14 protein-coding genes are annotated in these 13,786 nt (G+C 46.9%); 8 read left to right on the forward strand and 6 right to left on the reverse strand.

What is annotated here, in order from left to right; all coding sequences use genetic code 11:
- Positions 1 to 24: 24 nt before the first annotated feature.
- Positions 25 to 1,464 carry an alanine/glycine:cation symporter family protein gene (locus tag AAA946_RS13320; protein ID WP_338165282.1) on the reverse strand — a complete coding sequence of 480 codons (1,440 nt, stop codon included), beginning with the start codon at positions 1,462 to 1,464 and terminating at the stop codon, positions 25 to 27.
- A 704-nt stretch (positions 1,465 to 2,168) separates the two neighbouring features.
- On the opposite strand from AAA946_RS13320, the gene AAA946_RS13325 reads away from it, so the two are divergent.
- Positions 2,169 to 2,354: a DUF3545 family protein gene (locus tag AAA946_RS13325; protein WP_112459568.1), complete on the forward strand. Its 186-nt coding sequence runs from the start codon at positions 2,169 to 2,171 to the stop codon at positions 2,352 to 2,354.
- Positions 2,355 to 2,525: 171 nt separating this feature from the next.
- Here the strand turns inward: AAA946_RS13325 and AAA946_RS13330 are convergent, their stop codons facing one another.
- On the reverse strand, positions 2,526 to 3,962 hold the full coding sequence (locus AAA946_RS13330; protein WP_338163447.1) for an IS1182 family transposase: 1,437 nt from the start codon (positions 3,960 to 3,962) through the stop codon (positions 2,526 to 2,528).
- Between the two features lie 308 nt (positions 3,963 to 4,270).
- Between AAA946_RS13330 and AAA946_RS13335 the strand changes: the two genes are divergently transcribed.
- The 6 genes from AAA946_RS13335 to AAA946_RS13360 are packed head-to-tail and all read left to right on the forward strand — an operon-like array spanning position 4,271 to position 9,152.
- A complete protein-coding gene (locus tag AAA946_RS13335) occupies positions 4,271 to 5,038 on the forward strand; it encodes a DUF3450 domain-containing protein (RefSeq protein ID WP_338165283.1) in 768 nt (255 codons plus the stop codon).
- Positions 5,038 to 6,381: a MotA/TolQ/ExbB proton channel family protein gene (locus AAA946_RS13340; RefSeq protein ID WP_338165284.1), complete on the forward strand. Its 1,344-nt coding sequence runs from the start codon at positions 5,038 to 5,040 to the stop codon at positions 6,379 to 6,381. The genes AAA946_RS13335 and AAA946_RS13340 overlap by 1 nt, the downstream gene beginning before the upstream one ends.
- Positions 6,371 to 6,943 carry a MotA/TolQ/ExbB proton channel family protein gene (locus AAA946_RS13345; protein ID WP_338165285.1) on the forward strand — a complete coding sequence of 191 codons (573 nt, stop codon included), beginning with the start codon at positions 6,371 to 6,373 and terminating at the stop codon, positions 6,941 to 6,943. Before AAA946_RS13340 ends, AAA946_RS13345 begins: the two co-directional genes overlap by 11 nt.
- Positions 6,940 to 7,344, forward strand: coding sequence for an ExbD/TolR family protein (locus AAA946_RS13350; protein ID WP_042496473.1), 405 nt, complete (start codon positions 6,940 to 6,942; stop codon positions 7,342 to 7,344). Before AAA946_RS13345 ends, AAA946_RS13350 begins: the two co-directional genes overlap by 4 nt.
- On the forward strand, positions 7,345 to 7,971 hold the full coding sequence (locus AAA946_RS13355) for an energy transducer TonB (protein WP_338165286.1): 627 nt from the start codon (positions 7,345 to 7,347) through the stop codon (positions 7,969 to 7,971).
- Complete coding sequence (locus AAA946_RS13360) at positions 7,968 to 9,152, forward strand: tetratricopeptide repeat protein (RefSeq protein ID WP_338165287.1); 1,185 nt, start codon at positions 7,968 to 7,970, stop codon at positions 9,150 to 9,152. The genes AAA946_RS13355 and AAA946_RS13360 overlap by 4 nt, the downstream gene beginning before the upstream one ends.
- A gap of 74 nt (positions 9,153 to 9,226) precedes the next feature.
- Here the strand turns inward: AAA946_RS13360 and AAA946_RS13365 are convergent, their stop codons facing one another.
- The 3 genes from AAA946_RS13365 to nfo form a co-directional block, all read right to left on the reverse strand.
- Positions 9,227 to 9,778, reverse strand: coding sequence for a hemerythrin domain-containing protein (locus AAA946_RS13365; protein WP_338165288.1), 552 nt, complete (start codon positions 9,776 to 9,778; stop codon positions 9,227 to 9,229).
- Positions 9,779 to 9,874: 96 nt separating this feature from the next.
- Positions 9,875 to 10,549: a uracil-DNA glycosylase gene (gene ung, locus AAA946_RS13370; RefSeq protein WP_338165289.1), complete on the reverse strand. Its 675-nt coding sequence runs from the start codon at positions 10,547 to 10,549 to the stop codon at positions 9,875 to 9,877.
- A 310-nt stretch (positions 10,550 to 10,859) separates the two neighbouring features.
- The gene (gene nfo / locus AAA946_RS13375; protein WP_338165290.1) at positions 10,860 to 11,711 is read right to left on the reverse strand and encodes a deoxyribonuclease IV; all 852 of its coding nucleotides are present in this window, start codon (positions 11,709 to 11,711) and stop codon (positions 10,860 to 10,862) included.
- A gap of 371 nt (positions 11,712 to 12,082) precedes the next feature.
- Here nfo and grcA point away from each other — a divergent pair, with 371 nt between their 5' ends.
- On the forward strand, positions 12,083 to 12,460 hold the full coding sequence (gene grcA, locus AAA946_RS13380; protein ID WP_112459559.1) for an autonomous glycyl radical cofactor GrcA: 378 nt from the start codon (positions 12,083 to 12,085) through the stop codon (positions 12,458 to 12,460).
- A 135-nt stretch (positions 12,461 to 12,595) separates the two neighbouring features.
- Here grcA and tyrS read toward each other — a convergent pair whose 3' ends face one another.
- Positions 12,596 to 13,783: a tyrosine--tRNA ligase gene (tyrS, locus tag AAA946_RS13385; RefSeq protein WP_338165291.1), complete on the reverse strand. Its 1,188-nt coding sequence runs from the start codon at positions 13,781 to 13,783 to the stop codon at positions 12,596 to 12,598.
- Positions 13,784 to 13,786 lie beyond the last annotated feature (3 nt).

Consider the following 13,786-nt stretch of genomic DNA (forward strand, 5'->3'; position numbering starts at 1 on the left):
TATTTTTGAGATAGTTAAAAGCGATTACTTGTTCGCCGCTTCCTTCTCATCATACCAAATTCCCTCTTCAAGCTGAGATTTCAGCTCTGGGTAATCATTGGCATCGAAGGTTGGTACTTTACCCGCTTTAAGCTGTTGGTTGTAGTCTTTGGCAAGCTTGATGACGATGCCCGACAACAAGATGATCGCTATCAAGTTAACAATGGCCATCAGACCCATCGACACATCCGCTAGCGCCCAAACCATTGGCAGCGTTGCCACCGAGCCAAACATCACCATGCCTAGTACGATAACACGGAACAGACCAAGACCCGCTTTATGGTTATGCTCGAGGAAAATCAGGTTCGTTTCTGCGTACGAGTAGTTGGCAATGATAGAGGTAAACGCGAAGAAGAAGATCGCAACCGCTACAAATATACCACCCCATTCACCAACTTGAGAGCTCAATGCACGTTGAGTCAGCTCGATGCCCGTGATTTCACTGTGCGGTACGTATTCACCCGACATTAGGATGATAGCCACCGTTGCTGTACAGATAACGATAGTATCGGTAAAGACACCTAGCATTTGTACGTAACCTTGAGATGCAGGGTGCGGAGGATACGGTGTTGCTGATGCTGCTGCGTTTGGCGCTGAACCCATACCGGCTTCATTCGAGAACAAACCACGCTTAATACCTTGGATCATCGCTTGAGCGATGGCATAACCTAAGCCACCCGCTGCGGCTTCTTGGAAGCCGAATGCGCTCTTAAAGATGTAAGCAATCACATCTGGCACTTTTTCAATGTTCATGAACATAACAACAAATGCCAGAACAAGGTACGCCAGCGCCATAACTGGAACGATAAGCTCCGCAGTACGCGCAATTTTACGTACGCCACCAAAGATAACGAATGCAGAGATAAGAACAATCACTACACCCACGATCATCGGATCAAAACCGAACGCGGTATTCATCGCATTGGCAATCGCGTTGGCTTGAACCGCGTTGAACACCAAACCAAAAGCAATAATAAGGAAGATAGAGAACAATACGCCCATCCAGCGCATGCCTAGGCCTTTTTCCATATAGTAAGCTGGACCACCACGGTAGTTACCGTCGTCATCTTTGGTTTTGTATAGCTGTGCTAGCGTACTTTCTGCGAATGAAGTCGCCATACCCAGCATGGCAATTAGCCACATCCAGAAGATAGCACCGGGACCACCTGCCGTTAGTGCGACAGCAACACCTGCCATGTTACCGGTGCCCACACGAGCAGCAAGACTGGTACAAAGTGCTTGGAAAGATGAAATACCAGCAGTGTCTGCTTTGCGGCTGTTTTTCAGCACACTGAACATGTGACCGAAATGGCGGAACTGAATAAACCCAAGGCGTACTGTAAAGTAAATCCCCACACCTACGAGCAAGTAAACAAGAATCGATCCCCAAAGTAGATCGTTCATTAGATTAATAACGTCTGTCACTTTAAACCTCACTTAAAGTTAGAGTCCGAGCTGCACTTCCGAGTGCGTCCTAAGCGCCATGGTCTTCTCCATCCGTGAAGTTTTGTTCATTTCTTTCTTTTTCACGGCAACTTAGCTTGTATTTCTTACCACTTGAGAACGGCATACAAGTCGGGGTATTTTTTGACGGAGCGGATTTTGCAGCCATGCTCACGAAAAAGCAATACGCAACTAGTGGTATATGATTGTTATTTTTCACCTTAAAATCACGAAAAGTTAACACTAAGCAAAGCAAGTGCTTCACTTTTTTACCCCAAAGCAGCATCAAATCCATAACAACCGACAGGCATAAGCTTCCGTACACGTCGAGATAAGAAAAAATGGTACAAGCCTTGTTAGCACAACGGATTAACGCCATTTTACCAAACGGAGTACTTTTTGGGCATTATCGGGCAATGAGAATGCTTATCGTAGCACGCAAACGTTGCACCTCATCCATATTAGCACACGGTATTAACAAAACTCGCCAGGTCACTCTTTTGCAATTCGTGATTCAAGTGGTCATTTTTTATTCGAATTTAAGCTCTAAAAATGTGAGATTGAGTTCAAAATGGCATAAAACATTCATAGTCTCGAAACAAATGAGAAACATATCAAAGTTAGCCTGCATAAATATATGGTACTTAAAGGGCTCCGCAGGGAGAACAAAACAAGTGAGGTAGCTTATGGATGGCTTTGAACTGGATGAGATTACGGAAGTAGACGCACCAAGAGGGCGCGCCGCTCGCTCGAAACCTGTCAAAAGAAAATGGCGAGAAATTGAGGCCATTAAAGACAGACAACGCCTACAAAAAGAACTGAACGACATGGATATCGGTCTGGACTTTTCAATCGACGACGTTGATCTCTAACTTATCACTCAACATTGAATACCAATTTTCGGTGGTGACGAGCCTGAAACGTCGCCACTGATGATATGTAAAGCCCTCTTTTTAGAGGGCTCAGATTGCTGACGAACCCCGCTTTTTCAAGCGGGGTTCTTTTTTCGGAGCGGCCGTAGGCCGCGATCGCGATATTTTTTGTTAGATAGCGTTCTGAAGTGAGTAAGGCTTAAATCGGCATACAGAGGCTAGTATTTGACTTATTTCTGCCTTATTTAGGCCCATTTTTCGCAGATAGCTCACCACCAACGCTATCTTCTTGATGTTTTGAGCGGCAGCGGCTAACCAACATTGCATTTGCACTTTTGCGAGACCGCGGTAGCGCGCGTAACGGTGGCCATGGTGTTGTTTTGCATCGGCGAAGCTTCGTTCTACTGTTTCACTTCGCCTCCGATACGTCTTCTTTCCGTAGCTAGAGAGTCGCATTTGATTGGCTCGCTCCACCGTCTCACTATAAAGGTGACGCGTTATGACCTTCTGCATATTTTCACTCTTAGTACAGTCGTCCCGAACGGGGCAAAACGCACATTGTTTCGGGTCTGAAGCGTATGAGCGATAGCCTGCGCGTGTTGTGGTTTTATAGATAAGTTCTTGCCCTTCTGGACAGCGATAGGTATCGGTCTCTTTTTGGTATTTGAAGTCTTTCTTCTTAAATTTGTTCTTAGTTCTTGATGGGCGGCGATACCCGAACACACCTAATATACTGCGGCGCTCGAGTGATTCAGCAACAGGCGCAGTGAAGTAACCTGCATCGATACCAACTGCGATAGGATTGAGGTTGAACTGCTCTAGTGTGTGATCGAGACGACGGATATAGGGCTGTGAGTCATTCACATTCCCCGGTGTTGCGTATGTGTCTACGATGATACCGTGCTTACCATCCACGGTTCGGTGGTCAAGATAGAAGAAGCCTTGAGGCTTATTGTCTCGTGTCATAAAGCCACTTTCAGGGTCGGTGGTGCTGACTTTAGTGTTTTTGACGTCTGTCTTTGGTGGCGTCTCTTTGAATGGATTTTTACCTTCAGATTCTCGGTCTGCAGCCACATCTTCATTCAGCATATCAAGATAAGCGCCTGCACTAACTGGACGCAGACGATTCATGTGCTTGTTCTTGTTAGCATTGGCTTTAAGGTGTGTACTGTCAGTGAAGAGCTCCTGTCCTGCGACTAAGCCTTTCTCCATCGCTTGAAGCACTATGTTGTTGAAGATGCGCTCAAAGACGTCAGTACCATTGAAGCGTCGAATTCGGTTCTGGCTTAACGTCGAAGCATGGATAACTTTTTCGGTCAGTGACATTCGTAAGAACCAACGATAAGCGACGTTCACTTCAATTTCTTTGACCAGTTGGCGCTCACTTTTGATGCCGAATAGGTAGCCAAGCAGAATGATTTTGAATAAACGCACAGGGTCTACGGGTGGGCGGCCATTATCTTTGCAGTATAGATGTGCCACTTCGTCTCTGATGAACTCGAAGTCGATGGCATTATCAATTTTACGAACGAGATGATTCTGTGGAACGAGCTGTTCCATGGTTACCATTTCGAGTTCGTATTGCTGAGGAGAAGGTTTTTGAAGCATATCGGAGTATCCATATTTCGATACTCCTATTAGATCAAAGGTCTAGCTTGAAAGCTAGACCTTTGTCAGCAGTCTGAGCCCTCTTTTTAGAGGGCTTTTCTTTATTTAACAGGCCATATTTCCTTTTGAGATCTGGAAAACAAATTGACGAAAGTTAAATGATAACTCATATCAATATCATTTAACCTGTATTTCTTTTTGCGCTTGCCCTACAATACGCCTTCGTTGCGTTCGATAACCACACTAAGCTATCGACGTCACCCCAACACACTATCGGTACTTTCTAGTAACAGCAGAAGGCTATAGAAATGAACAAGACGGCTCTTCGTCTCACCTTGTGCTCGCTTCCATTGCTGACCATCAGCAGTGTCACGAGTGCAAATGACCTCAACACAGCTCGCAATGTCGAAGCTCAAACCATCACACAAAGCGCGCAAAGCCAAGCTCGCATCAACCAAAGCAGCGATAAAGCCTTTGAGCTGAAATCCGATATTGCCATGCTAGAGCAGGAAGTCGCCAACCTTGAGGTTTATGAGCGTCACCTGAAAGATGTGGTGGGTAATCAACAACAAGAGATGACGAGCATCGATGTTCAACTTGAACAAATCAGTGACACTCGCCAGGGCGTCGTACCACTGATGTACCAAATGCTTGCCGGTCTAGAGCAGCACATTGCCAGCGATAAACCGATCCGCCAACAGGTTCGCCTAGCAAGACTTGAGGAGCTGAAAGCACTCATGCCACAAGCCGATGTCAGCGATGCCGAGAAGTACCGCCGCATTCTTGAGGCTTATCAGATTGAAATGGACTACGGCATTAAACTTGGTAGCTACCGTTCTCTTATTAATGTAGGCAGTGAGATAGAAGCTGAGCAGCTGTATCTCGGTAGACTATCCTTGGTCGCTCGCAGCCTAGACCGAAACCAATATTGGACTTGGGATAGCCACCAAAATAGTTGGGTTGCTGTCGACGCCGCTTTGGCACCACAAATTGACAAAGCGTTTGCGATTGCCAACAAACAAGCCTCTCCTGCTCTGATTGAGCTTCCAGTGTCTCTACAGAAGGATCCAAGCTAATGCGCAATACCGTATTTATCGCCGCACTACTTGCATTCGGTTTATCCCAACCTAGTATTGCTGCCGACTCACTGACATCCAAAGCGCAAACGGCGCAGCAACAAGAACGCGCGCACAACGGTGAACGTGAAGCGAAGTTCAAGAAAGAAGAGCAAACATTGGCGGCGCGTAAAGCGCAGCTTGAAAAGCGTAAAGCCGAACTTGAAGCCAGCATTGAATCCTTAAGCAGTACGTTTTCCGAAAACGAGCGTACTTTGGCAGAGCAGCAAAAGAAACTGCATCTGGAAACCGGCAGCCTAGGTGAACTGTTTGGTGTGGTGCGTCAATCAGCGAAGGAACTGCAAGTTGAACTTGAGCAGTCTGTTGCAAACACGCAGCAGTCAGCGCAAATTCAAGCGATTGACAACATTGTTGCTGCAAAAACACTGCCTTCTATCCAAGAACTGACTGGCCTTTGGGAAGCCTACCAAGCGCAAATCGCTTCTAGCGCGACCTATGCTGAAGTTAAAGTGCCATTTGTTAACGGCGCTGGTGAAATCAGCACGATTAACGCGACTCGTTTAGGTAACTTTGCACTACTTGCTGAGCACGGCCCTGTTGACTGGAACGGTAAGCTAGCGAGCGATTTCCCTCGCCTACCAAAAGAAGTGCCGACATCGGCACAAACAGCGGGCATCGTTACCGGTCAAACCGCAACGCTTATCGACCCAAGCCGCGGAGACATCTACAAGCAGCTTGCGGATAACCCAACCCTTGGCGAGCGTTTTGCCCATGGTGGCATCGTCGGTAAGATCATCGCTGCTCTCTTTGCCATTGGTATGATCATCGCGCTGTATCGTGCTGTGGTTCTAACCACAACAGAGCAGAAGATCAAGAAGCAGCTAAAGACTCCAGAAACGCCAACCGATAACCCATTGGGTCGCGTACTCAGCGTCTATAACAGCGAGAAAAAACTGCACGTGGAAGCGCTTGAGCTACGACTTCTTGAATCTATCATGGATGAACAGCAGCACCTTGAGCGCGGTTTGAGCATGCTGAAACTCCTCGCAGCACTTGCTCCGATGCTTGGCCTACTGGGTACGGTAACGGGCATGATTGAAACCTTCCAGGTCATCACACAGTTTGGCAACGCAGAGCCAAGAGTGATGGCAGGCGGCATCTCAATGGCGCTTGTGACTACGGTTCTTGGTTTGATTACCGCAATGCCGCTGCTTCTTGCTCACAACTTATTGAGCTCAAAAGCAGAAGCGATCCGCAACGTTCTAGAAAGACAGAGTGTGGGTCTTGTGGCTGAGCAAGCTGAAGCGCAAACCATGGAGACTAAGCAAGCGTATGCCGCATAACCTCTTTAGTTGGTTGCCAGGAAGCGAGCACTTAAATCAGTTTATGACACAAGGTGGGCCAGTACTTTGGTGGCTGGCCGCCGTGGTGTTCATATTCTGGGTAGTGGCCGTTGAACGCGTCATCTATTTCGCCAAGATATTCCCTTCAGAGAGAAAAACTTGGGTGGATAAATGGGCGATGCGCCAAGATCACTACTCTTGGTATGCGCAGTCACAGCGCAACGCCATGCTGAGCGAGGCAGAGAACAAACTCAAGCAGAACATTAACTTGCTGAAGTGCCTACTAAGCCTTTGTCCGATGCTTGGTCTGCTCGGCACCGTAACCGGCATGATCACCGTGTTTGATACCCTTGCCGCGCAAGGCAGTGCGCAGCCAAGATTGATGGCTGCTGGTATCTCTATGGCGACTATCCCGACAATGGCGGGCATGGTTGCCGCACTTTCCGGCATGCTAGCCTTTTCCCGTATTCAAAAATGGAGCAGCAAGAGCCTGCTTCAACTTGAGCAGCTACTGCGTAGTGAACGCCAAACCAGTCAGCTAGCTGATGGAGACTCAAAATGAGATTAGGTCACCGTAGAAAACAAAATGATGAAGCCAACATCGATATGACGTCGATGCTCGACATTGTCTTTATTATGCTTATCTTCTTCATCGTTACGAGCTCCTTTGTGCGCGAGTCTGGTGTTGATGTCAATCGCCCTCAGGCGAGCCATGCCGTCAGTCAAAAGGATGCCGGCATCTTTGTTGCCATCACGTCGTCGAACGACATTTATATCGACAAACGCCGCGTAGATGTTGAACGAGTGCAAGCGACCATTGAGAAACTGCTTCTAGAACAGCCGAATGCCTCTATGGTTATTCAAGCGGATAAACATGCCTTCAATGGTACCGTTGTCGAAGTCATGGACAGTGCTAAAGGCGCTGGCGTTACCAAGATTGCACTGGCTACGGAGAGTCCATAGATGCTTCGAGTACTTGCGAGCATACCGTTGGCCGCCGCCCTCGCGTTTGCCCTATTCTCGTTTATGAGTTGGATGATTGATATTGGCCCTAAATCTAAGCCAGATGAGAAGCCAAGATTGAGCTATGACCTCGTCATGGTTGAACCAGACAGTGAGACCGCAAGACGACAGCGTACTCTGCCAGAGCCACCAAAGATGCCATCCACTCCGCCCTCCGCGGCGGTGGTTGAGCAAAGCTCTCAGGTATCCAGCGTTCAAACCCCAAGCACCCCCCAGCTGCCGAATATTTCGGTATCGACTCAGGTGGCGGGGGTATCGCTCAACGCGCCTACTGTGCCTGATATTGGTCAAAACCAACAAGTCATGCCGCTGCATCGCAAAGAGCCGCGATACCCGCGCCGCGCGTTGCAACGCAATATTCAGGGCTATGTGGTGATGTCATTTACCATCGATGAACGAGGTCGCCCAACCGATATTGAAGTGGTTGAGGCCAACCCTAAGCGCATGTTTGAACGTGAGGCTATGGTCGCGTTAAAACAGTGGAAATATCAGCCTATGGTCGTCAATGGTAAGGCAACGCCTCGTATTGGCCAGACCGTGAAACTAGAGTTTAAGTTGAATCAATGAGTAAACGTGTATTAACGCTCTTTGCCCTATCTCTTAGCGTGTTAACTGGCAGCGCATTCGCAAACCAAGAGCTTGGAATGCGCACCGCAGCTCAGGTCTCGAAAGCTTACGAGCTAGAGCAAGAAGAAAAGCTCAACGAAGCCATCTCGCTACTAGAAGGAGTGAAGCCTAACGCGAGCTTTGACAAGGCGTATGTAGCTCGCATGCTCGGCATCTACTACTGGCAAGCAGAGCAGCCAAAGAAAGCCATCACGCAATTGCAAATCGCCGTCGATACAAAAGCGTTTAAAGATGAACAAGGTTGGCAAACCGAGCGTATGCTTGCCGAGCTTATGCTCTCCGAAGATATGCCGGACAAAGCGCTGGTTCACTTTAACAACTTGACCAAGACAGCAAACTCTTACGAAAAGCTGTCTAAACAGCAGATCACAGGTGTTTGGTTAAACAAGACTCGCGCTCACTATCTACTTCAAGAGTGGAAGTCACTACTTGCGGCAATTAAGCAATACCACCAGCTCGATAACACGCCAAAACTGCAACCGCTGAGCCTACAGCTCAGCGCTGAAATGCAGTTAAACCATCTAAAAAGTGCAATCCTAACCACTCAAAAGCTGCTCGCGCTGCAACCTGACAATGTGATGTGGTGGCAGCAACTTAGCTCATTGTACATGCAAACCAAACAGTACAAGTTGGCGCTAGCGACATTGGTGTCCGCAGAGCGAGCGGGGATTCAAGTTCCTGACAATTTGAAGTTAAGTAAAGCGCAGCTCTACTCTCAACAAGGTATTCCCGAAAAAGCGGCAGAGTCATACGCTGACTTACAAGTGAAAGAGACCGATATCGACACCATCATCAAGCAAGCTAGACATTGGCAAATGGCTCGCGAGTGGACAAACGCACAAACGGCTTGGCTCGCAGCAGCAAGGCTGAATGGGAAATACTATGAGGAAGTATCGCGACTTGAACTGCAACAGGGTGATTTCAAACAAGCATTAACGTCTCTCGGCAAAGTAAAAGGCATGCCAGAGCACGAGCGCTTGCTACTTGAAGTGCGCGCTTACGTCGGAATGAAAAACTACGCGAAAGCGACCAAAGTCGCCGAAAAAGCACATCGACTTAAGCCAACCACGCAAAGCGCGGACTGGCTTCAGTATCTACAACAGATGCGCCGAGCGCACTAAGCGGTGCGCGTTGAATAGAGATGACCCTTACTAAGATAATTCCCTCTGATGAGGGAATTATCTTTTTTAATCCTCTACACACTCTCCATATCATTCTGTCTTACCCGTTCGGCAAGCTGTTTGTAGCGGTCCGCGATGGTCTCACCAAATACAGGGTCGTCTTCTTCAACCGTCCACTGACTCTCCACGTGTTGCCAATCTGAAGTGGTAAAGCGTTTTTCAATCAGTGGCAATACCGATTGCTCTTCTAAATCCAAGTGCTTTTTCTGATCCTGAATAAACTCGGACAAACGGCCAATAAACAGCTCCTGCGGTACCACCGCATCGTGCAAGATCATCTCAACAATATCCAAAAACGAATGTGTTTTCTCAGATAGCGCTTGGTGATCAGACTCTAGGTTTTCAATCTGCTCTTGCGTCCCATACTTATCGACAAAGTAGTGGTAAAGAATGTCTTCTTTAGGGTGGTGGATTTTCTCTGAGTGATTAGCCAAGTAATCAACGATCTCTTTGATCACCTCGTAATTGATAGGCTGTTCTTTTTCGAGTAAGTGCAATTTTCGATTTAAAATCGCGAGCAATCGCACCATGTAGCCGTGCTCGCGCCTAATCCTTTCGATCATCATAATCCTGCTCCCATAACCATACTCCTTATAAGTGTATAAGAGAATCAGGCAGCGTGTTTTGATGATGCTCGAAAAATCACCAATTGGGTTTTGAAGCTAATCTAAGCTAGGTTGCCAATCAATTGGCGAGCGACCCATCTTTTCAAGCAGCTGATTGGTCATGGAGAAGTGGTCACAGCCGAAGAACCCTCGACGGGCGGACAGTGGAGACGGATGCGGTGCTGTGAGTACGTGATGCTTGGTGGTATCAATCATCTTGCCTTTCTTTTGAGCGTGTGCGCCCCATAGTAAGAAGATGACATTTTCACGCTCCTGATTGAGCGCTTCAATCACTTTGTCGGTAAATGTTTCCCACCCCAGTTTGGCGTGTGAGTGCGCTTGAGCTTGCTCCACAGTCAGTACCGTGTTGAGAAGCAACACCCCTTGCTGCGCCCAGCTTTTCAAATAGCCATGATCTGGAATGACAAAGTTTGGAAACTCTTGTGCCAACTCCTTATAGATATTGACTAACGAGGGTGGTGTTTTGACGCCGGGTAACACCGAGAAGCACAGACCATGTGCCTGACCAGGCCCGTGGTAAGGATCTTGTCCCAAGATCACCACGTTCACCTCATCAAATGGCGTATCCTCAAATGCACTGAATACATCGCTATCAGCTGGATAGATCGTTTTTCCTGCTGCACGTTCAGCGGCGACAAACGCCAAAGTTCGCGCTAAATAATCTTGCTGCTGTTCAGTAGAAATAAAATCTTGCCAAGTGAGTGATGTCATATAAGCGCCCTTGATGCTAAATCAGGGCGTCAGTCTATCACTTGGTGTTGTGCATCACTACCGTTTAGCCGCAGCCTAGATAAGAGCACACTCAATGATGCTGATTCTTCATTTGGGGTGTTCGGTAGTGCCCGTGACAATGGATATGACGGTTTGGGCTTGGATAACGTGCTGAACGTGTTGTGCTTGGTCTTGGAGCGGCTGGACGAGTCATAATGGCACCTACCTTATAGAGTCACAGATTTATGCAACATGCATGTAACTCAGTATGAAAGAAAGATGCCAAAACGCGTAATACAACAATGAGAAATTATTTATTTATGGCAAAACGTCTCAATTGTTGGATTTCATCGGCCCAGATTTCGGGCTCTATTGTCTCTAAAATCAGAGGGATAGAGTCAAACCTCGAGTCTTTGGCAATATATTCAAAACAAGCCCAACCAATCTCACCTTTACCCAGTGATTGATGGCGATCCACTTTGCCTGCCAGCGGGATCTTTGAGTCGTTTAGGTGCATAGCCCTCAAATAGTGCATACCAACGACACGATCGAACTCTGCAAATGTCGCCTCACAGGCCTCTTTTGTTCGCAAATCATAACCCGCCGTAAAGGTATGGCACGTATCAATACATACCCCCACTCGCGACTTGTCTTCAACCTTATCAATAATGTGCGCCAAGTGCTCAAAGCGCCAACCTAGGTTCGTGCCTTGTCCCGCTGTATTTTCAATCACCGCAATCACTCCAGGGACGGCCTTGTGCGCTAAATTGATAGATTCAGCGATTCGGTCAAGACACTCCTGTTCGGAAATCTTCTTTAGGTGACTTCCAGGGTGGAAATTAAGTAAGGTTAAACCAAGCTGATGACAGCGCTCCATTTCATCAATAAACGCCGCTCGGGACTTTTCCAGTTTCTCTGCTTCTGGCGCGCCCAAGTTAATCAAATAAGAATCATGCGGAAGAATTTGTTCCGCTCGGAAGCCGTATTTTTGACATTCCGCTTTAAAGTTTTGAATGACTTTTTCATCAAGCGGCTTTGCCACCCATTGACGCTGATTTTTAGTAAATAATGCAAACGCATTGGCACCAATAGCATGGGCTCTTTGTGGCACATTATCCACACCACCCGCCGCAGAAACGTGTGCCCCAATAAATTTATTCATCTTGCTTTCACCCGATCGAGATCACATTTTTAGAACTGTTATTTAGCGATCTTATACTTTCAGTTTTAGCTATGGAAATCGTTGATTTTTGGTTTCCATAGCAATAAATCGGCTCATTTTGTAGTTTTATTACAACAAAATGAGCGTTCAAATAAATTTGAATACTTAAAATATCATTTAGATACACCATTTTTAAAGGTTTAATTGACCTTGGTCAAAAAATTAACCCTAATCTTTTTAATGTTTTTTGTTGTAATTTGATCTAAATCAATACTAAAATAACCACAACGGGTTATATATAGACCAGCTCAACAAAATTTGAAAATTAACACCATAAGTTTACCACTCTGAAAGTGGATTAGGAGATAGTGATGATTCAAGGTATCCAAATTACTAAAGCAGCAAACGACGATCTACTAAACTCAATCTGGCTGATCGACGGCGAGAAAAACGAAGCTCGTTGTGTTGCAGCAAATGCTGGTTTTGAAGCTGACCAAGTTATCGCTGTTAGCGACCTAGGTGAGTACGAAAGCCGTGAAGTAGCCATCGAAGCTGCTCCAAAGATCGAAGGCGGTCAGCACCTAAACGTGAACGTTCTTAAGCGCGAAACTCTTGAAGACGCAGTAGCTAACCCAGAGAACTACCCACAGCTAACTATCCGTGTTTCTGGTTACGCAGTACGCTTCAACTCACTAACGCCTGAACAGCAACGTGACGTTATCGCTCGTACCTTTACTGAGTCTCTATAATTAGAGACACCAAGTAAACAAATACTAAAAAACAGACGCTTCCGCGTCTGTTTTTTTATGCCTGTGAATCGGCTATCAACCGATACAAAAAAACCTCCCGAAGGAGGTTTTCAAAGCACTTCACGCCATTGAAGGTTACTTCAACGTCACACGAGCAAACTTACGTTTACCTACTTGGTAAACTGCTTGGCCTGCCGCTGGCACTAGCTTAGTATCTTCAACCTTCTCGCCGTCGATCTTCACCGCACCTTGGCGGATCATACGCATAGCATCAGATGTTGAACTCACAAGACCGGCTTCTTTTAGTAGATTACCGATTGGAAGGCCCGCGTCGAAATCGAACTCAGGCATCTCTTCTGGCATCGCACCTTTTTGGAAACGGTTGATGAACTCTTTTTCCGCCGCGTCAGCATCTGCTTCTGAGTGGAAGCGAGCAATGATTTCTTTGGCAAGTAAGATCTTAACATCACGAGGGTTCTTACCATTCTCGATGTCAGTCTTAAACTGAGCAATTTCATCTAGCGGACGGAATGACAATAGGTCGTAGTAGTTCCACATGAGATCGTCGGAAATCGACATGATTTTTCCGAACATCTCTGATGGTACTTCGCTAATACCGATATAGTTATTCGCCGACTTAGACATCTTTTTCTCACCATCTAGGCCAACAAGCAGCGGCATGGTCAGAATAACTTGTGGCTTCTGGCCGTGTGCTTTTTGCAGTTCGCGCCCCATCAGCAAGTTAAACTTCTGGTCAGTACCGCCAAGCTCTACGTCCGTTTCCATCGCTACTGAATCGTAACCTTGAAGCAGTGGATACATAAATTCGTGGATTGCGATTGGCTGGTTGTTGCCGTAACGCTTTTTAAAGTCATCACGCTCAAGCATACGAGCCACAGTTTGGTTTGCAGCAAGGCGAATCATGCCTTCTGCACCTAGCTCAGATAGCCACTCAGAGTTGAATGCAATCTTAGTCTTTGCAGGGTCTAGGATTTTGAATACCTGCTCTTTATACGTTTCTGCGTTACGCAGTACGTCTTCACGAGTTAGCGGTGGGCGAGTAGTGTTCTTACCCGTTGGGTCACCAACCATACCTGTGAAATCACCAATCAGGAACGTCACGTCGTGACCGAGATCCTGGAAAGCACGTAGCTTATTGAAGATAACTGTGTGACCCAGATGAATATCTGGCGCAGTTGGATCAGCACCCAGTTTAATGCGAAGAGGACGGTTCTCTTTTAGCTTCGCAATCAGTTCTTCTTCTGGAATTAGCTCGTCGACACCGCGTTTGATTTCAGCCAACGCTGCTTCAAGGTTCGCCATTCT

The organism is Vibrio sp. 10N, from assembly GCF_036245475.1.
Lineage (GTDB): Bacteria > Pseudomonadota > Gammaproteobacteria > Enterobacterales > Vibrionaceae > Vibrio.

Excerpts from the sequence above, each read along its gene's own strand:
- AAA946_RS13325 (WP_112459568.1), top strand. The coding sequence starts at position 2,169 with ATGGATGGCTTTGAACTGGATGAGATTACGGAAGTAGACGCACCAAGA.
- AAA946_RS13330 (WP_338163447.1), bottom strand. The coding sequence starts at position 3,962 with ATGCTTCAAAAACCTTCTCCTCAGCAATACGAACTCGAAATGGTAACC.
- AAA946_RS13335 (WP_338165283.1), top strand. The coding sequence starts at position 4,271 with ATGAACAAGACGGCTCTTCGTCTCACCTTGTGCTCGCTTCCATTGCTG.
- AAA946_RS13340 (WP_338165284.1), top strand. The coding sequence starts at position 5,038 with ATGCGCAATACCGTATTTATCGCCGCACTACTTGCATTCGGTTTATCC.
- AAA946_RS13345 (WP_338165285.1), top strand. The coding sequence starts at position 6,371 with ATGCCGCATAACCTCTTTAGTTGGTTGCCAGGAAGCGAGCACTTAAAT.
- AAA946_RS13350 (WP_042496473.1), top strand. The coding sequence starts at position 6,940 with ATGAGATTAGGTCACCGTAGAAAACAAAATGATGAAGCCAACATCGAT.
- AAA946_RS13355 (WP_338165286.1), top strand. The coding sequence starts at position 7,345 with ATGCTTCGAGTACTTGCGAGCATACCGTTGGCCGCCGCCCTCGCGTTT.
- AAA946_RS13360 (WP_338165287.1), top strand. The coding sequence starts at position 7,968 with ATGAGTAAACGTGTATTAACGCTCTTTGCCCTATCTCTTAGCGTGTTA.
- AAA946_RS13365 (WP_338165288.1), bottom strand. The coding sequence starts at position 9,778 with ATGATGATCGAAAGGATTAGGCGCGAGCACGGCTACATGGTGCGATTG.
- ung (WP_338165289.1), bottom strand. The coding sequence starts at position 10,549 with ATGACATCACTCACTTGGCAAGATTTTATTTCTACTGAACAGCAGCAA.
- nfo (WP_338165290.1), bottom strand. The coding sequence starts at position 11,711 with ATGAATAAATTTATTGGGGCACACGTTTCTGCGGCGGGTGGTGTGGAT.
- grcA (WP_112459559.1), top strand. The coding sequence starts at position 12,083 with ATGATTCAAGGTATCCAAATTACTAAAGCAGCAAACGACGATCTACTA.
- tyrS (WP_338165291.1), bottom strand. The coding sequence starts at position 13,783 with ATGGCGAACCTTGAAGCAGCGTTGGCTGAAATCAAACGCGGTGTCGAC.